The organism is Streptomyces paromomycinus, from assembly GCF_003865155.1.
Taxonomy (GTDB): Bacteria; Actinomycetota; Actinomycetes; order Streptomycetales; family Streptomycetaceae; genus Streptomyces; species Streptomyces chrestomyceticus.
Window position 1 is genome coordinate 3,892,566 of the sequence record NZ_BHZD01000001.1, and the last position, 17,324, is coordinate 3,909,889.

The window sequence follows — 17,324 nt, forward strand, 5'->3', positions numbered from 1 at the left end:
CGGCCCAGCCGCCCACAAGAGCGCCGCGCCGGCCGGGGCTACGGTTCGGGAAAGCGGCGACGGGCAGCCAGGGCGACATGGACCAGGCCGATCAGCACCGGCACCTCGATGAGCGGGCCGACGACACCGGCCAGGGCCTGGCCGCTGGTGGCGCCGAAGGTGGCGATGGCCACCGCGATGGCCAGCTCGAAGTTGTTGCCCGCCGCGGTGAACGCCAGCGTCGTCGCCCGCGGGTAACCGAGGCCGGCCGCGCGGCCCAGGGCCATGGAGCCGGTCCACATGAGGGCGAAGTACACCAGCAGCGGCAGCGCGATCCGCGCGACGTCCAGGGGCTGGGAGGTGATCGCGTCGCCCTGGAGAGCGAACAGGACGACGATCGTGAACAGCAGCCCGTACAAGGCGAACGGCCCGATCCTCGGGATCAGCTTGGCCTCGTACCAGGCGCGCCCCTTGGTCTTCTCGCCGATGCGGCGGGTCGCGAACCCGGCGACGAGCGGGATGCCGAGGAAGATCAGCACGCTGCGGGCGATCTCCCACACCGAGATGTCCAGCGTCGTCCGGTCCAGGCCGAGCCAGCCGGGCAGCACCTGGAGGTAGAACCAGCCCAGCGCGGAGAACGCGATCACCTGGAAGACGGAGTTCAGGGCGACCAGGACGGCGGCGGCCTCGCGGTCGCCGCAGGCCAGGTCGTTCCAGATGATGACCATGGCGATGCAGCGGGCCAGCCCGACGATGATCAGTCCGGTCCGGTATTCCGGCAGGTCCGGCAGGAAGAGCCAGGCGAGGGCGAACATGACGGCCGGGCCGGCGACCCAGTTGATCACCAGGGAGGGGATCAGCAGGCGGCGGTCGCGGGTGACGGTGTCCAGACGGTCGTAACGGACCTTGGCCAGGACCGGGTACATCATCACCAGCAGGCCCAGCGCGATCGGCAGGGAGACCCCGGTGACGCTGACCTTGGCCAGCGCGTCCCCGAGTCCGGGGACGAGGCGGCCCAGTCCCAGGCCGAGGCCCATGGCCAGCAGGATCCACACGGCCAAGAAGCGGTCCAGGAAGGACAGGCGGGCCGCCACCGGCCCGGTCGTCGCCGCGACGGTCCCGGCGGTCACGAGGAGGCCCCGGCGGCCCCGGCGACCCTGACGGCCCCGGCGGCCCCGTCGGCCCTGACAGCCCCGGCGCCCCCGGCGGGTTCCGGCAGCGGCTGTCCCGCCGGGCGGACCAGGAGGCCGGCGAGCCGGTCGGTCGTCTCGGGCAGCAGCCAGTAGTACACCCAGGTCCCGCGGCGTTCGCAGTCGATGAGCCCGGCCTGTCGCAGCAGCTTGAGGTGATGGGAGATCGTCGGCTGGGACAGCTCGAAGGCCGGGGTCAGCTCGCACACGCACACCTCGCCGCCGGCCCGGGAGGCGATCATCGACAGCAGCCGCAGCCGCACCGGATCACCCAGGGCCTTGAAGACCTTCGCCAGCTCGGTGGCCTGGTCCTCGTCCAGCGGGGCGGTCAGCAGCCCCGGGCAGCACTCCTGAGTCGCGACAGGCACTACCAGCTCTTGTTTCGACATCCTTCTATATTGACGTCCACCTATCCAAGGCGCAAGCTGGACTGCATCGAAGCCTTTCGATGCAACAACGGGATCAGGGAGGACGTCATGTCCCGTGTCCAACTCGCCCTCAACGTCGCCGACCTGGAGGCGTCAGTCGCCTTCTACTCCAAACTCTTCGGCGTCGAGCCGGCCAAGCGCCGCCCCGGGTACGCCAACTTCGCCGTCGCCGAGCCGCCGCTGAAGCTCGTCCTCATCGAGGGCGAGGCAGGCCAGGAGACCCGGCTGGACCACCTCGGCGTCGAGGTCACCTCCACCGAGCAGGTCACCGCGGCCACCGCCCGGCTCAAGGAGGCGGGCCTGGCGACCTTCGAGGAGAACGACACCTCCTGCTGCTACGCCCTCCAGGACAAGGTCTGGGTGACCGGCCCCGGCAAGGAGCCCTGGGAGGTCTACACCGTCAAGGCCGACGCCGACCGGCTGATCAGGTGACACGGGCGGCCCTCCTGGGCGCCGGCGCAACGAGCGGGCACACCTGTGCCCGAATTCGGGCCATGGGCGCGAATCCCGCTCACTTCCTGAGGAGGTGTCAGGCACCCGCAAGATCACGATGACCGCTCGGGCAGCCACCCGTACGGACCGCCGGGCCGGCTACTACCTGCAACGATTCCAGAACTACAGCTCAAGGTGAGCCCACTCGGACGGCGGGGGCCACGAGCCCCCGCCGTCCCGTCGCCCCCCCGGCCCTGCCGTGTTCCGCTGCTGGAGTTGCCGTGCGCCTTCGCCGTTCCCGCTGCCTGACCTCGTACTGGCACCAGGGCCTGTACGTGGTCCACCCCTACCCTCATGGCACACCCGCTTCCCTCCACCCCGTGGCCGCCGAGATCCTCCCGGCCTTCGAGGACTGGAGCACACCTGACGAGGCAGCCAAGAACCTGGACCACCTCACCCCGGAGACCGTCGCAGAAGCCGTCTCCGCCCTGGTGGACACAGGTGCCCTGCTGACGGAGGACAGCCCCACCGCTGCCCGGGACGAGGACATCGCCCGCCACTGGGCCGCCTGGTCGCCGGAGGCGTCCTTCTTCCCCTACGCCACGCAGAACGATTACGTCGACAGCGAGATCAACACCGGGAACACCGTAAGGGCGCCGGACACGGCTGCGATGTCGGCGCTCTTCACCGGCTACCCGGACGCTGAACGGCTGTTGCTGCCCCGCCGCCGCGCCGACCTGAGCACTCCCTACGAGGTGGTCCTCTACGGCCGCCGCACGCACCGGGACTTCACCAGCGCCCCGGTGTCACTGGACACCCTGGCCACCCTGCTGTCCACGGTCTTCGGGCCGGTGGACTTCATCGACAGCGGCCACGGCGCGGTCTTCCGCCGCACCAGCCCGTCCGGCGGCTCCCGCCAGGAACTGGACGCCTACCTCGGCGCGCTCGACGTCACCGGCCTCGCGCCCGGCTGGTACCACTACAACAGCCTTCAGCACTCCCCGGAACTCCTCTCCGAGGGCCTCGCCGCCGAAGAGGCAGCGCACCTGTGCGCCGACCAGAAATGGGCGGGCAACGCCGCCTTCCTGGTGGTTCTCGCCGCCAGACTGGAGCGCATGAGCGAGAAGTACCACACCCCCGCCGCTACCGGGTGTGCCTGCTCAACGCCGGACACCTGGGGCAGACCTTCGCTCTGACCGCCACCGCCCTCGGGCTCGGCCCGGCCCAGACCGGAGCCTTCAGGGACGCACTCCTCGCCGAACGCTGCTCGCTGGACAACACCGGGCACACGCCGCTCCACGTTCTGGCCGCCGGCCATCCCCACCCCGAACCCCACGACGCACCGCAACCGGCCTCCCTCGCCGCCTCCGGAGACACCTGCCTCACCACCTGTGAAACGGCGAGCAGCTCTTACGCGAACTTCCGGCTGATCCCCATGAACACCCGCTTCGCCTCCGCGCCCAAGTGCGGGCCGGCCAGCCACGTGTGGTTCAGGGAGCCGATGGAGCTGTTGGAGACCAGGTACGTGCGGCCGCCGTAGTTCGTGAACCAGCCGCCGCCCGACGTGCCGCCGGTCATCGTGCAGCCGATGCGGTACATCGCCGGGGTGCCCTGGGCGATCGTGAGACGGCCGGGGCGGGCGGGGCAATTCAACATGCGGGCGCCGTCGTACGGGGGCGCGGCCGGGTAGCCGAATGCCTGGAGCCCGCTGATGCGGTCCGCCGAGGGTGCGCCGAACCATACCGGCAGCGCGGCGCCGACGGTTTCCTGGAGCGACTTGCCGCCGCCCCCTTCCGGCTGCACGTGCAGGACGGCGAAGTCGTACGCGGAGCCCGCGTTGCCGGACTCGGTGCTGCCCATGTCGATCCACTCACCGGACGTGGTGGCCCAGTTCGCCCACCACACCCCGTACGGCGCGACCTCCTGCGCCGGGGCGCGGCCGACCTGGCTCATGGGCAGGCCCTCGTCGTTGTAGGACGGCACGAAGACGATGTTGCGCATCCAGCCGCCGCTCCGGCCGGTGTGCACGCAGTGGCCCGCGGTCCACACCAGGTTCGACTTGCCGGGGTGCGCCGGGTCCTCCACGACGGTGCCGGAACAGACCATCGGCCCCTGCGGGCTGTCGAACATGATCTTTCCTATGGGTGCCATGTGCTGGTGGTACGGCCGGGCCACCTGCCGGGCCTGGACCGGGTGCGGTTCCGGGTCGCTGCCGCCGGCGTCACCGGCGTTCTGGGTGGTGACGTCCGGTGTGTCCCTGGCCTCGGCCATCCGGGACGGGTTCCACAGGTCCTTGATGACGGGGTTGACGAACTCGGACGCCTTGCGGGCCCACTGGTCCCAGTCCTTCCACCCGCCCTTCTGCCACTTCTTGACGTCGTCGAGACCGGTGGGCAGCCCGCTCGGCACGTCGGAACCGCCCGCGTCCGCCCCCGCCTCGCCGCCGCCCTTGCGGTCCGCGGCCGCCGAACTGCCCGGCGCGGCGGCCTTGTCGTCCTGCGGGCCGCAGGCGGTCGCGGTGGCGAACAGTGCGACCGCTGCTGCGGCGGCCGCTGCGGTACGGCGTATGACAGGCATGGAGCGTGTTCCCTCTGGTTGTACGTCCGGTGAGGTGTCATGTCGTCGACATGCCCCCGGCCGGGGGGCTTCTACTATGCCTGGGCTCCACGCGGGGGCGGCGACGAGAGGTTGCGCCGCACCACAAGTTTTTTCCGGACCCTGACCTGGGGTTCGGACGCCGTCTCAGCCCGCCAGTCCCGCCTGGTGCGCCAGCAGGGCCGCCTGTACGCGGCTCTGGGTGCCGGTCTTGTCGAGGATGCGGCCGACGTGCGTCTTGACCGTGCCCAGACCGATCTCCAGGCGGCTGCCGATGTCCAGGTTCGACAGGCCCTGGCCGAGCATCGCCAGTACCTCCCGTTCCCGGTCGGTCAGCGCGGCGAGCCGCTGGTCGGTGCCGGCCGTACCGTCGGGGGCGGCGGTCCGGCCGCCGCCCTGGAGCATCCGCTTGACGACATGGCCGGTCACGCCGGGCGAGAGCACCGCGTCGCCGGCCGCCGCGGCCCGTACGGCGCTGATCAGTTCCTGCGGGCCCTCGTCCTTGAGCAGGAAGCCGCTGGCTCCGGCCCGGAGGGCGCGGGTGACGTTCTCCTCGTCGCCGAAGGTGGTGAGCATGACGACCTGCGGCTTGGGGTCGAGCCGTACCAACTGCTCGATGGCGGCGAGGCCGTCGAGGACGGGCATCCGGATGTCGACGAGCGCGACGTCGACCGGGGTGCGGGCGGCCAGTTCGACCGCCTCGGCGCCGTTGGTGGCCTCCGCCACCACGTCGATGTCCTCGGCGTGCTTGAGGATGAGGCGGACACCGTGCCGGATCATTTCCTCGTCGTCGGCGAGGAGGACTCGTACGGGCTGTGCGGCACGCGCGCCGGGGAGATCGCTCATGCGCCCAGGCTAGCGGGGGGCATGAGCGAGGTAGGGGCCGTCAGTGGCCGGTGCACTCGCTCACTCAGGGTCCATGGGCACTCCGAAGCTGAATTCGCCGCCCGGCTCCTCGCGCAGTGAATCGGGAACTCCGCCTACTCCGGCCAGCAGGGCTTCGGCCATGCCTCGGGTCAGTCGTGTGTCCGGTCGCGGTGCGGGGCTTGGGGTGGGTCCCGGTGCGGGGCCCTGGGCGGGCGGATCGCCCTGGGCGGCCCGCCCGCCGCCCCAGTCCCTGAAACGGGGCAGGGTGACGCCCCCGGTGCCCGGTCCCATGAAGGCCGCCGTGTCCGCGGCGACGACCACCCGGGCCCACGTCGTGCCGCGCTCGGGGACGTACTCGCTGAAGACGGTCAGCCGCACGAGGCCGTTGCCGTCGTCCATGCCCCAGGGCAGGGTCCACTCCAGCGCCCCCGGCACCGGGTCCATCCACGTACCGGCGCGCCGTTCGCGCAGGTGCACGCCCCGGCACACCTCCAGTAACGGCTCCAGGTACTGAAGCACGTGCGCGTGCCAGACTTCCACGGCCATGTCGTCGCTCCCCTCAGCGGCCTGCGACCGACGGCCACCGGCCGAAGACCGCCTGCCTGCGCCTGGCCGCACGGTAGCCGGGGCGGCACCGCCAGGGCAGTCGGATCGAGGGATCGAGGGATCGAGGGATCGAGGGATCGAGGATCAACGAGTGCGGGGGGTCGGGGACTCGGACGCCCGAGGTTCGCGGACCGACGGCACCCAGAACCTGTCGATGTCGGTCAGCACGTCACCCCGGAAGCAGTACCGGGTCAGTTCCAGCCGTCCGCCCAGGGCCTCCGCGCCGGTGTACGGGAAGATGCAGTCCGTGCCGCTGGGCCGGCGCGGCTCGTGGCCCGATGCGGCGGCGCGGGCGAGGTCGTTGTCGTACAGGTACGCGGACCGGACGTCCTCCCGGCTCATGCCGACGCGGATGCTGTCCGGGGAGAGCGATTCCTGGACCGGCCGGGAGCTCTGCACCAGGGTCAGCCCGAACGCCAGCATCGTCCCCACCCCGACGAGTCCGAGGACGCCGGTCGCCAGGCCGGGCAGGTGGCGCAGGATGCCGGGCAGGGCGCCGGACCGGTGGTCGTCCTCGGCGGTGCGGGAGGCGGGGGAGGTTTCCGGGTGTGCGGCGGATGCCGCGGGTGAGGCGGGGTGTGCGGGGACGGTTGCCTCGACCAGGAAGCCGCCGACGCCGGTCGGGCCGGTGCGCAGTTCGCCGCCGAGCAGGCCGACCCGTTCGCGCAGGCCGGTCAGTCCGCGGCCGGTGCCGAGGCCGGTGGTGGCCTCGGGGGGTGCCGGGGGCGCGCCGTTGCGGACGGTGACGCGTACGTGGTCGTCGGTGTGCTCCACGGTCAGTTCGACGGACGCGCCGGTCGCGTAGCGGTGGACGTTGGTCAGCGACTCGCGGACCACGCGGTGCACCGCGCGCCGTACCCGCGGTTCCAGGCCGTCGAGGTCGGGGCCCTGCCGGCGGACGGTGACGGCGATGCCCGCGGCGCGGGACTCCTCGGCCAGCGCGTCGAGGTCCGCGTGGGTGCCGGTGGCGTCGGTGAGGGCCCCGGTGCCGGTGTCGCGGCCGAGCGGGCCGAGGACGCCGAGGACCGCCCGCAGTTCGTTCATGGCGTCCCGGGTGGCGGCGCGGACCTGCGCGGCCTCGTCCTTCAGCTCGGGCGCCTTGGTGGCGAGGGCCATCTCCAGGCCGCCGCTGTGCAGGGAGATCAGGCTCAGGCGGTGGCCCACCAGGTCGTGCATCTCGGCCGCTATCCGGGAGCGCTCCTCGACGCGGGACGCGCTGTCGATCAGCCGCCGGGCCTCCTCCGCGGCGGCGGCACGTTCCCGCAGGGCGACCACCAGGCGGTCCTGCTGCCCGCGTGAGCTGCCGACCAGGCCGGGGACGAGGATGCCGACGCCGCCGACGACCAGGCCCAGGGCGAAACCGTAGCGCCAGCTTCCGTACCCGGTGCAGACCGTGCCGACGACGGCGGTGAGCACGGGGATCACGGTGGCGGTGAACAGGACGACGGTACGGCGGCGGGGGCCGTCGACACGGCGGATCGCGTCGAAGGCGACGAGGGCGGAGAGCATCCCGCAGATGGGCAGGGTGCCCGCCACCGCGGCGAGGATCAGCAAGCAGGTGACGGGGACACGCCTGCGGAACGGCAGCAGCACCGCCGACCCGGCGCACAGGGCCAGTTTCCCTTCGAACGGCAGGAGCCCGAAAAACCCCGTCCCGTCGGCCCCCAAGGCCCCCAGGGCACCCAGGCCGGCCAGGTAGAAGAACGCCGTGCCGACCTCCAGGAGGACGGCCAGGCGGCGCCGCTTGCGCCGTCGCGGCGGGGCGGCCTCGTACGGCCGGGGCGTCGGCGGCGTGAAGGGCATGGTCTCGATTATCCGTACGGCCGTGACGCAATCGCTGGAACCTGAGAAGGAGGAAGGGCCGGGCGGGTCTGTCCGAAGACAGACCCGCCCGGCCCCCGCAGGCTCCCCGCCGTTACTTCTTGGGCAGCCACTTCTTCCAGATGTCCGGGTGCTTGTCCACCCACCGCTTGCCCGCCTCGTCGGCGGACAGGCCGTCGGCGGCGATCATCTCGGAGACCTCGTTCTGGTTTTCCTTCGTCCAGTGGAAGTTCTTCAGGAACGCCGCGGCCTCGGAGCCGCCCTTGGCGAATTCGGTGTTGAAGAACTTCTGGAGCGGTGTCGTCGGATAGGCGCAGTCGATGCTCGACGGGTCCTTCGCACCCTTTTCCGCGCAGGCGTCGGTGTACTCGGGGAGTTTCACCTCGACCATCGGCACCTGGTTGAACAGCCACTGCGGCTCGTACCAGTACGTCAGGAACGGCTTCCGCTGCTTGGCGAACTGCTGGATCTGGGTGATCTGCGCCGCCTCGGACCCCGCGAAGACGACCTCGAAGTCCAGCTTGAGGTTCTTCACCAGCGCCTTGTCGTTGGTGACGTAGGACGGCGAGCCGTCCATGAGCTGGCCCTTGCTGCCGCTCTCCGAGGTGCGGAGCTGGTCGGCGTACTTGTTGAGGTTCTTCCAGTCGGTCACGTCCGGGTGCTTGTCGGCCCAGTACTTGGGGACCCACCACCCGATGTGGCCGGTGACGCCGTTGCCGCCACCCGCCGTGATCGTTCCCTTGTCCTTGATGTAGCGCTGCTCCTGGTCCGGGTGGCCCCAGTCCTCCAGGATGGCGTCCACCCGGCCCTGGCTGAGCGCGTCCCAGGCGGGGATCTCGTCCACCTGGACCGTGTCGACGTGGTAGTCCAGCTCGTGTTCGAGCAGGTACTTGGCCACCGCGACGTTGGCCTGCGCGCCGACCCAGGTCTGCGTGGACAGCGTCACGGACTTGGCGCCGCCGGGCGCCTGGAAGGGCGAGCCCTGCTTGGTCATGTCGGCCTTGCCGCAGCCGGAGAGGGCGAGCAGCGTCGCCCCCGCCAGCCCGGCGGCCCCCAGTACGCGTATGCGGGTACGGGCCATGGTTACGCTCCCTTCCCCGTCGTACGGCGCTGCGTCGGCTGCGTCACCCGGTCGAGCATCAGGCCCAGGCAGACGATGGCCACGCCCGCGACCAGGCCGAGGGCCAGGTCGCCGGTCGCCAGGCCGGTGACGACGTCGTAACCGAGCGCGCCACCGCCCACCAGGCCGCCGATGATGACGACGGCGAGGACGAGGACGACGCCCTGATTGACGGCCAGCAGCAGCGCGGGCCGGGCCAGCGGGAGCTGGACCTGCCGCAGGGTCTGCCAGCGGGTGGCGCCCAGCGAGCGAGCGGACTCCATCGCGGCCGGGTCGACCTGCCGCAGGCCCTGGGTGGTGATGCGGATGACCGCGGGCAGCGCGTACACGACGGCGGCGGCAGCGGCCGGGGCGCGGCCCACGGCGAACAGCGCGACCACCGGGATCAGGTACACGAACTGCGGCATGGTCTGCATGACGTCCAGCACCGGGCGCAGGATCGCCTCCAGGCGCTTGCTGCCCGCGGCGAGGATGCCGACGGCGAAGCCCAGCACCAGGGTCACCGCGAGGGCGGCGAGGACCTGGGAGAGGGTGTTCATGGACGGCTTCCAGACGCCCAGGACGCCGATGGCGGCCATCGCGAGCGTCGCGGTCAGCGCGGTGCGCCAGGTGCCGATCAGCCAGGCCAGCGCGGCGACGATGAGCAGCACGCCCCACCAGGGCAGCGCGGTCAGGCCGTCGCGCAGCGGGTCCAGGACCCAGGAGGTGAAGTGCGCGGCCCAGTCGGCGGTGCCGCCGACGACCGGGACTCCGGAGTAGAGGTGGTCGACCATCCACTCCTTGAAGTCGTTGACCGGGCGGGCGATGGCCACCGTCCAGCCGGACGGCCAGACGGTCGAGCCGGCCAGCCGGCCCGCGGCGGTCACCAGCGCGGTGAGGGCGGCGATACCGGCCCAGGCGCGCCGGCCGCGCAGCAGCTTCGGGCCGCGGGCGGCCGGGTCGGCGCCCATCCGCTCGCCGGCGGCGGCGGTCGTCCGGTCCATGACGATGGCGAGCAGCACGATCGGTACGGCGGCGGCGAGCGCGGCGCCGACGTCCACCGAGGCGAGAGCCTGGTAGACGCGGTCACCGAGGCCGGCCGCGCCGATCATGGAGGCGATGACGGCCATGGACAGCGCCATCATGATCGTCTGGTTGAGGCCGAGCAGCAGTTCCTTGCGGGCCAGCGGCAGACGGGCGGTCAGCAGCCGCTGCCGGCCGGTCGCGCCGAGCGAGGAGACGGCCTCCAGGACGCCGGGGTCGGCGCCGCGCAGGCCGAGCGCGGTGAGCCGGGCCATCGGCGGGGCCGCGTAGACGACGGTGGCCAGCAGCGCGGCGGGCACGCCGATGCCGAAGACCAGCACGACGGGCAGCAGGTACGCGAAGGCCGGCAGCACCTGCATGGTGTCCAGCACCGGCCGCAGGATCTTGAACAGCCGCTCGGAGAGGCCGCCCGCCAGGCCCAGCAGCGCGCCCACGACGACCGAGGCGAGAACCGCCACGATCATCAGGGCGAGGGTCTGCATGGTCGGCAGCCACATGTCCAGGACGCCGCTGACGGCGAAGGAGAGCAGCGCGGTCGCGGCGATGCGGACGCCCGCGACGCGCCAGGCGACGAGGGTGACGCCCGCGGTGACGCCGGTCCAGCCGAGCAGCAGCAGGAGCTGGTAGACGGCGCGTACGGAGATGACGACGGCGTTGCTGAGGTGGCCGAGGAAGTACACGAACAGCGGGTGGCTGTCGCGGTTGTCGATGATCCAGTCGCTGGTCCGGCCGAGCGGGCCGGTCAGGTCGACGGTCAGGTCGCTCGGCCAGGTGCCGCTGGACCACTTGGCGTGGGCGAGCGGTACGAGGACCGCCGCGGCGACGGCGAGCACGAGGATCTTGCGGAGACCGCGGCTCTGGAGGGCGGTCTGGAGGGCGCCCGGCTGGTCGGGCGCGGTGGCGGGGCTTGCGGTGGGGGTGGCGGCCGTCATGCGCGCCCCCGCTTCACCGTGCCGGCCGGCACCTGCATCGCCGCGGCGCGCTGGGCCTCGTGCCAGCGGCGCTGTACGGCGGCGCGGAACCGGTCCGCCAGGGAGTGGGTTGCAGGAACTTCCCGGGTACGGACCCGGGTCGGCGGCTGGAGCGTCCGCACCTGGGCGGGAGCGACCCGCACGGGCCGCCGGGTCGGTAGCCAACCGGCCGCCACCGCGGCGGCGTTGGCGGTACTGGAATGCGCGGACATCAGGCAGCCACCTCGCCGGCGTCTATGCGGGCGACGATGTTCAGCAGGCAGGTGCTGTCCACGATGCCCAGGCAGCGCTTGCCGTCCATCACACGGGCCGAGCCGCCGGAGCGGGCGACGGCCTCGATGGCGTCGGCGACCAGGGTGTCCGGCGCGAGCGCCGCGCCCGTCTCCGACTCGCCGTCCTCGGCAGGGCGCATGGCGCGCCGTACGGTCAGCACCTGCTCGCGCGGTACGTCCTGGACGAAGTCGCGGACGTACTCGTCGGCCGGAGAGCCCACGATCTCTTCGGGCGTGCCCAGTTGAACGATTTTTCCGTCGCGCATCAGGGCGATCCGGTCACCGATGCGCAGCGCCTCGGCGAGGTCGTGCGTGATGAAGACCATGGTGCGGCCCTCGTCCTCGTGCAGCCGGACGACCTCTTCCTGCATGTCCCGACGGATCAGCGGGTCGAGCGCGCTGAACGGCTCGTCGAACAGGAGGACTTCGGGGTCCACGGCGAGCGCGCGGGCGAGCCCGACGCGCTGCTGCTGGCCACCGGACAGTTGCCCGGGGCGGCGGTTCTCCAGCCCCGCGAGGCCGACCTTCGCCACCATCTCGGCGGCGCGTTCCCGGCGTTCGGCACGCGGCACGCCCTGGATCTCCAGGCCGTACGCGACGTTGTCGATGACCGAGCGGTGCGGCAGCAGGCCGAAGTGCTGGAAGACCATCGCGGCGCGGCGGCGGCGCAGTTCGCGCAGCTTGGTCTTGTCCATGGCGCGGACGTCCTCGCCGTCCATGTCCAGGCCGCCGCTGGTCGGCTCGATGAGCCGGGTCAGACAGCGCACCAGGGTGGACTTGCCGGAGCCCGACAGGCCCATGACGACGAAGACCTCACCCTTGTGGACGTCGAAGCTGACGTCGCGGACGGCGGCCGTGCAGCCGGTCCGCTCACGCAGCTCCTGCGCGGACAGACCGGTCAGTTCGTCGTCCTCCGGGACGCGCTCGGCCTTGGGGCCGAAGACCTTCCACAGGTTGCGGACGGAGAACACGACATCACGGGGGTCACGGGGGTCACGGGGGTCCTGGGAGTCCCGGACGTCCTTGGCCGTCAGATTGTCGGCGGCCTCGCGGGGCTGGGGTATACCGGCTTCGGGGGCGGCGGCGGCCATCACGCACCACCTCCCTGGGTCGGGGAATCAACCAGCAGCTCAGCTGCCCTCTCTCCCACCATCAGCACGCCGATCATCGGGTTGACGGCGGGCATCGTCGGGAAGACCGACGCGTCGGCGATCCGGATGCCGGACAGGCCGCGGATCTTCAGCTCGGGGTCGACGACCGCCATGTTGTCGTCCTTGGCGCCCATCTTGCAGGTGCCGGCCGGGTGGTAGACGGTGTGCGCGGCCTTGCGGACCAGCTCGCTGATCTCTGCGTCGTCGGTCACCTCGGGGCCGGGGAAGACCTCGCGCTTGAGCCACTTCTTGAACGGCTCGGCCTGGGCGACCTTACGGGCCAGCTTGATGCCGTCCACGAGGGTCTTGCCGTCGTAGTCGTCCTCGTCCTCGAAGTACCTGAAGTCGAGCGCGGGCTTGACCTCGGGATCGGCGGAGGTGAGGTAGAGGCGGCCGCGCGACCGGGACTTGGGGATGTTCGGCGTCATCGACACACCGTGCTCGGGCCGCTCGTAGCCCAGCCGCTCCGGGTTGTCGGTGAACGGGATCTGGTAGAAGTGGAACATCAGGTCCGGGCCCTTGTGGTCCGGGTCCCGCTTCACGAACAGGCCCGCGTCGGAGTCCATCGCGGAGTTGTCCGGCAGCGGCCCGTTGGTCTCCCAGACGATCACCGACTCGGGGTGGTCGATCAGGTTCTCGCCGACGCCCGGCAGGTCCGCCTTGCAGTCGATGCCCAGCGCCTCCAGGTCCTGCTTCGGGCCGATACCCGAGTGCATCAGCAGCCGCGGCGTGTCCACCGCGCCGGCGCACACCAGCACCTCGCGCGCGGCCTCGACGTAGACCTCCTCGCCGTCCTTGGTACGGACGTGGACGCCCTTGGCGGTGGTGCCGTCCAGCTCCAGCTTCGTCGCCCAGGTCTCCAGCATCAGCGTGAGGTTGGGCCGGTCACCCGCCTCCATGTGCGGGTGCAGGTAGGCGACCGAGGCGGAGGACCGCTTGTTGTTCTCCGGGTGGTACGACAGATCGAAGAATCCGACGCCCTCCTCGAACGGCTGGTCGTTGAAACCGACGACCTCGGGCACGCCCAGCGCGCTCTTGGTGGCCTCGATCCAGTCGGTGGCGATCTGGTTCTGGTCCTTCTTCGCCACCCGCACGATGTTGTTGCGCAGCTTGCCGAAGTAGGGGTCCATGGCCTTGGCGCCCCAGCCGGTGGCGCCCGCCGCCTCCCACTCGTCCCAGTCGGACGGCAGCGGCTTGAAGGAGATCAGGGTGTTGTGCGACGAGCAGCCGCCCAGCACCTTGGCGCGGCTGTGCAGGATGTGCGAGTTGCCGCGGGGCTGTTCGGTGGTGGTGTATTCGTAGTCCAGCTCGCCGCCGAGCAGGCCGAGCCACTTGCGCAGCGTCAGCACGTCCTCGCGGTCGATGTCGGAGGGGCCGCCTTCGATGACGGCGACACTCACGTTCGGGTCCTCGGTGAGCCGGGAGGCGATCACCGATCCGGCGGTGCCACCGCCGACGATCACGTAGTCGTACACGGGCATGAGGTGGTGCTCCTTCTGCAAAGTTCGTGCGAGCGTGGTGCGGTGAACAGACGGGGCCTCAGCCCGCGAACCAGCGGACCGGTTCCGGCCGGAGGTTCTCGTAAACGTGCTTGCTCTCGCGGTACTCGTCCAGACCCGCGGGGCCCAGTTCCCGGCCGATGCCGGACTTGCCGAAGCCGCCCCACTCGGCCTGCGGGAGGTACGGGTGGAAGTCGTTGATCCAGATGGTGCCGTGCCGCAGGCGGGCGGCGACCCGGCGCGCGCGGGCGGTGTCGGCCGACCAGACGGCGCCGGCCAGGCCGTACTCGGTGTCGTTGGCCAGCGCGACGGCCTCGTCCTCGGTCGTGAACGTCTCCACGGTCAGGATCGGGCCGAAGGTCTCCTCGCGGATCACCTTCATGCCGCGGTGGCAGCCGTCCAGGACGGTCGGGCTGTAGAAGTAGCCGGTGGCCGGGCGGACGTCGCTGGGCTCGGGACGGCGGCCGCCGCACCGCAGCTGGGCGCCCTCCTGAAGGGCGGAGGCCACGTACGCCTCGACCTTCTCCAACTGCTGCTGCGAGACGAGCGGGCCGCACTCGACGCCCTCCTCGGTGCCGCGGCCCAGCTTGATCTTCTCGGCGCGGCGCGCCAGTTCGGCGACGAAACGGTCCCGCACCGACTCTTCGACGATCAGCCGGGCACCGGCCGAGCAGACCTGGCCGCTGTGCGCGAACGCGGCGTTCAGCGCCTGGTCGACGGCGGTGTCGAAGCCCTCGTCGGTGGCGCAGGAGTCGGCGAAGACGACGTTCGGGTTCTTGCCGCCCAGCTCCAGCGCGATCTTCTTGGCGCCCGCGACCGCCGCCGAACCCGCCCTGGTGCCACTCGCCAGCCCACCGGTGAAGGAGAACAGATCCACGTCCGGGTGCTCGGCCAGCCGCTGACCGACCGGCAGGCCCGCGCCGGTGACGATGTTGGCGACGCCGGCCGGCAGCCCCGCCTCGACCAGCAGCTTGATCAGGTACACCGTCGTGAGCGGCGTGACCTCACTCGGCTTGATGACAAAGGTGTTGCCCGCGGCGAGCGCCGGAGCGATCTTCCAACTCGCCTGGAGCAGCGGGTAGTTCCAGGGCGTGATCATCGCGCACACGCCGACCGGCTCGTGCACGACGACACTGTGCACGTCCGGGCTCCCGGCGTCCACCACGCGTCCGCCGCTCTCATTGATCACCAGATCCGCGAAGTACCGGAAGGCGTTGGTGACGTCGTCCACGTCGACCCGGCCCTCTTCGAGGGTCTTGCCGGTGTCCCGGCTCTCGATCAGGGCGATCTCCTCGCGGTCCCGCTGGAGCAGGTCCGCGACCCGCCGCAGCAGCGCCGCCCGCTCCGCGACGAGCGTACGGGGCCACTCGCCCGCGCCGTTGTCGAACGCGCGGCGCGCCGCCTCGACCGCCGCGTCGGCGTCCTCCGCGCCGCCCTCGGCGACGACTTCGAGCGTCTTCGCATCGGCGGGGTCCAGAATCTCCCGAGTGGCGCCGGATACGGCGGAGCGCCACACCCCGTCTACGTGAATCGTCTCGCTTGCCGACACGTCTGTTCTGCCTTTCGACTTCCGGTTTGCTGCCACTGGTTCACACCAGCAACGAGGACCCCTCCCCGGAACCCCTTTACCTATGCCGAAACGTCGAGGGAAAGTGACCCGACTCACTCTTCCGGCCCCCGGAATGCAGGTTTGCCGGGTGCGATCCGGGTCACCGGTCGGTCCTTATGGCCTATCGGCCGGGTGGGTGGACATCCGTTCGGGAGGGCCTGGTGTCCCCAGTGCGCCGCCCGCCTCCTCAGCTCGTCGGACAGCCGCGCTGCCGGGCATCGCGGGGGCTGATGCCCCGTACCTGTTCGAAAGCGGCGCTCAGGGCAAACGGGCTGCCGTAGCCGACCCGGCGGGCGACCGCGCCGAGGGTCGACTCCGGCTCGCGCAGGAGGTCGGCGGCGAGGCCGAGACGCAGGCCGGTCAGGACCGCCGGGGGTCGAAGAACTTCAGCGCCGTCTGCTGGATGCGGATCTGGGCGGGCCAGTCCGCGTCGGGGCCGAGGACGAGGACGGCGAACTGGCGGCCGTCGGGGACGGTGAAGGCGCGGTCGGTGACGCGGGCGCGGACGCCGAGTTTCTCGCTGTCGTAGGCGTAGACGAGTTCGACGGTGCCGGAGCTGACGCCGACGTCCTTGGCGGGGCCCAGGCTCATCTCGACGTAGCCCGGCTTGTCGGCGAGGCTCTGCGAGGTGGCCTTGAGGGCTTCGAGGGGGGTGATGTCGGGCTCGGTGACCTCGAAGATCTGGAGGAGGTACCGCTCGTCGGGGGCGGTGTAGAAGACGCCGTCCGAGCGCTGGCTGCGCTGCCAGTTCTCCGGTACGGCCAGGGAGAAGCCGGCGGTGTCCCGGGCCAGTCGGTAGCCGGGCGGGACCGTGGCCGAGGACGGGCCGGACGAACCGGACGAACCGGACGAGCTGCCCGCCCCCGGGGCGTCCGTGGTGGGGCCGGTGGGCGCGCCGGGCCGGTCGGTCGCCCGGTTCGGGCCCGGCGAGGAGACCGCGGTCCCGGGTTCGGTGCGTACGGCGGTGTCGTCGCCGCCCCACAGCAGATAGCCGCCGCCGAACCCCACGGCCACCACGGCGACCGCCGCGCCGACGACGAGCGGCGTCGGCCAGGTGCGCGGGCGGGTGGCGGACAGGCCCGTGCCGGGCGCCGCCGTCGGGTCGTGGCCCGGAGGGCGGGGCGGCGGGTAGGGCGGGAGGTGCGGTCCGTCGGCCGTGTCGTCGGTGAAGAAGCCCGCTTCCGGCGGGGACGCGGGGCCGGGTACGAATCCGGGCTTGGACGGCGGCGGGCCGGTGTACGGCGCGGGCGCCGGGCCGCCGGTGTCCCAGCGCTGTTCCTCGTCGTTCCAGCGCACCCCGCCCGCACCGCCCCCCTGCTCACCCATGCTCAGCCTCCCAGCAGCGCGGCCACGGCCTGCCCCACGGCCGCGCCCGACGCCAGCATGCCGGTGACCGCGCCCGCGTCGGCCAGTGCGGTGCGCAGCCGGTCCAGGCGGCCGGGCGCGGTGCGGCCGGTGGTCTCGATCTCTTCCTGCGCGTCGGCCAGTTCGGCGGTCAGCAGGGTGACCTGGGGCGTCTCGATGACTCTGGCCAGGTCTTCGCGCAACTGGCGTACGGCGGCGAGGAGTTCTTCGTGTGCGGGATCGGCGCCGGGGCGCCCCGGGGTGTTCTCGTTGTGGGTGACCGTGTTGTGGTCGCCGATGGCGAAGGCGCCGTGCACCTCGCCGATGTGGATGCCGCGGTCGCGTTCGTCAGCCGTTGCCATGTCTGCCTCCCCGTTGGTCCGCTGCGTTCGTCCGCTGTGGTGCCGTGTGCGCCGG

At 71.6% G+C, this 17,324-nt stretch carries 16 protein-coding genes and 1 pseudogene; 2 read left to right on the forward strand and 15 right to left on the reverse strand.

The annotated features are described in order from the left end of the window. Positions 1–38 precede the first annotated feature (38 nt). Both arsB and OEIGOIKO_RS16035 read right to left on the reverse strand, forming a co-directional pair. Entirely contained in the window at positions 39–1,109 is a 1,071-nt protein-coding gene (arsB, locus tag OEIGOIKO_RS16030) for an ACR3 family arsenite efflux transporter (RefSeq protein WP_125054638.1), read from the reverse strand. Beyond that, the gene (locus OEIGOIKO_RS16035; RefSeq protein WP_246177362.1) at positions 1,106–1,558 is read right to left on the reverse strand and encodes an ArsR/SmtB family transcription factor; all 453 of its coding nucleotides are present in this window, start codon (positions 1,556–1,558) and stop codon (positions 1,106–1,108) included. The genes arsB and OEIGOIKO_RS16035 overlap by 4 nt, the downstream gene beginning before the upstream one ends. A gap of 87 nt (positions 1,559–1,645) precedes the next feature. Here OEIGOIKO_RS16035 and OEIGOIKO_RS16040 point away from each other — a divergent pair, with 87 nt between their 5' ends. Both OEIGOIKO_RS16040 and OEIGOIKO_RS16045 read left to right on the forward strand, forming a co-directional pair. Continuing rightward, the gene (locus OEIGOIKO_RS16040) at positions 1,646–2,029 is read left to right on the forward strand and encodes an ArsI/CadI family heavy metal resistance metalloenzyme (protein ID WP_125054639.1); all 384 of its coding nucleotides are present in this window, start codon (positions 1,646–1,648) and stop codon (positions 2,027–2,029) included. Positions 2,030–2,310: 281 nt separating this feature from the next. Further along, entirely contained in the window at positions 2,311–3,225 is a 915-nt protein-coding gene (locus tag OEIGOIKO_RS16045; RefSeq protein ID WP_218039995.1) for a SagB/ThcOx family dehydrogenase, read from the forward strand. Positions 3,226–3,439: 214 nt separating this feature from the next. Here the strand turns inward: OEIGOIKO_RS16045 and OEIGOIKO_RS16050 are convergent, their stop codons facing one another. The 13 genes and pseudogenes from OEIGOIKO_RS16050 to OEIGOIKO_RS16110 all read right to left on the reverse strand — a co-directional run bounded on the left by OEIGOIKO_RS16050 (position 3,440) and on the right by OEIGOIKO_RS16110 (position 17,269). Continuing rightward, on the reverse strand, positions 3,440–4,606 hold the full coding sequence (locus tag OEIGOIKO_RS16050; protein WP_125054640.1) for a trypsin-like serine peptidase: 1,167 nt from the start codon (positions 4,604–4,606) through the stop codon (positions 3,440–3,442). A gap of 165 nt (positions 4,607–4,771) precedes the next feature. Continuing rightward, positions 4,772–5,470 carry a response regulator gene (locus tag OEIGOIKO_RS16055; protein ID WP_125054641.1) on the reverse strand — a complete coding sequence of 233 codons (699 nt, stop codon included), beginning with the start codon at positions 5,468–5,470 and terminating at the stop codon, positions 4,772–4,774. A gap of 60 nt (positions 5,471–5,530) precedes the next feature. Then, entirely contained in the window at positions 5,531–6,037 is a 507-nt protein-coding gene (locus OEIGOIKO_RS16060; protein ID WP_125054642.1) for a hypothetical protein, read from the reverse strand. Positions 6,038–6,181: 144 nt separating this feature from the next. Beyond that, the gene (locus OEIGOIKO_RS16065; RefSeq protein ID WP_125054643.1) at positions 6,182–7,900 is read right to left on the reverse strand and encodes a sensor histidine kinase; all 1,719 of its coding nucleotides are present in this window, start codon (positions 7,898–7,900) and stop codon (positions 6,182–6,184) included. Positions 7,901–8,012: 112 nt separating this feature from the next. Beyond that, complete coding sequence (locus OEIGOIKO_RS16070; protein WP_125054644.1) at positions 8,013–8,999, reverse strand: ABC transporter substrate-binding protein; 987 nt, start codon at positions 8,997–8,999, stop codon at positions 8,013–8,015. A 2-nt stretch (positions 9,000–9,001) separates the two neighbouring features. After that, complete coding sequence (locus tag OEIGOIKO_RS16075) at positions 9,002–10,993, reverse strand: ABC transporter permease (protein ID WP_125054645.1); 1,992 nt, start codon at positions 10,991–10,993, stop codon at positions 9,002–9,004. Continuing rightward, positions 10,990–11,244 (reverse strand): hypothetical protein, encoded by a 255-nt coding sequence (locus tag OEIGOIKO_RS16080; RefSeq protein ID WP_125054646.1) that lies wholly within the window; start codon positions 11,242–11,244, stop codon positions 10,990–10,992. The genes OEIGOIKO_RS16075 and OEIGOIKO_RS16080 overlap by 4 nt, the downstream gene beginning before the upstream one ends. Beyond that, entirely contained in the window at positions 11,244–12,395 is a 1,152-nt protein-coding gene (locus OEIGOIKO_RS16085; protein WP_125054647.1) for a quaternary amine ABC transporter ATP-binding protein, read from the reverse strand. Before OEIGOIKO_RS16085 ends, OEIGOIKO_RS16080 begins: the two co-directional genes overlap by 1 nt. Continuing rightward, complete coding sequence (locus OEIGOIKO_RS16090) at positions 12,395–13,936, reverse strand: GMC family oxidoreductase (RefSeq protein WP_125054648.1); 1,542 nt, start codon at positions 13,934–13,936, stop codon at positions 12,395–12,397. Before OEIGOIKO_RS16090 ends, OEIGOIKO_RS16085 begins: the two co-directional genes overlap by 1 nt. A gap of 58 nt (positions 13,937–13,994) precedes the next feature. Further along, entirely contained in the window at positions 13,995–15,503 is a 1,509-nt protein-coding gene (locus tag OEIGOIKO_RS16095; protein WP_125054649.1) for an aldehyde dehydrogenase family protein, read from the reverse strand. A 247-nt stretch (positions 15,504–15,750) separates the two neighbouring features. Continuing rightward, positions 15,751–15,939: pseudogene (locus OEIGOIKO_RS42780) on the reverse strand (helix-turn-helix domain-containing protein); the annotation flags it as partial. Then, entirely contained in the window at positions 15,924–16,889 is a 966-nt protein-coding gene (locus OEIGOIKO_RS16105) for a hypothetical protein (protein WP_125054650.1), read from the reverse strand. The gene OEIGOIKO_RS16105 and the pseudogene OEIGOIKO_RS42780, both read right to left, overlap by 16 nt. 2 nt (positions 16,890–16,891) lie before the next feature. Further along, positions 16,892–17,269, reverse strand: coding sequence for a hypothetical protein (locus OEIGOIKO_RS16110; protein WP_125054651.1), 378 nt, complete (start codon positions 17,267–17,269; stop codon positions 16,892–16,894). Positions 17,270–17,324 lie beyond the last annotated feature (55 nt).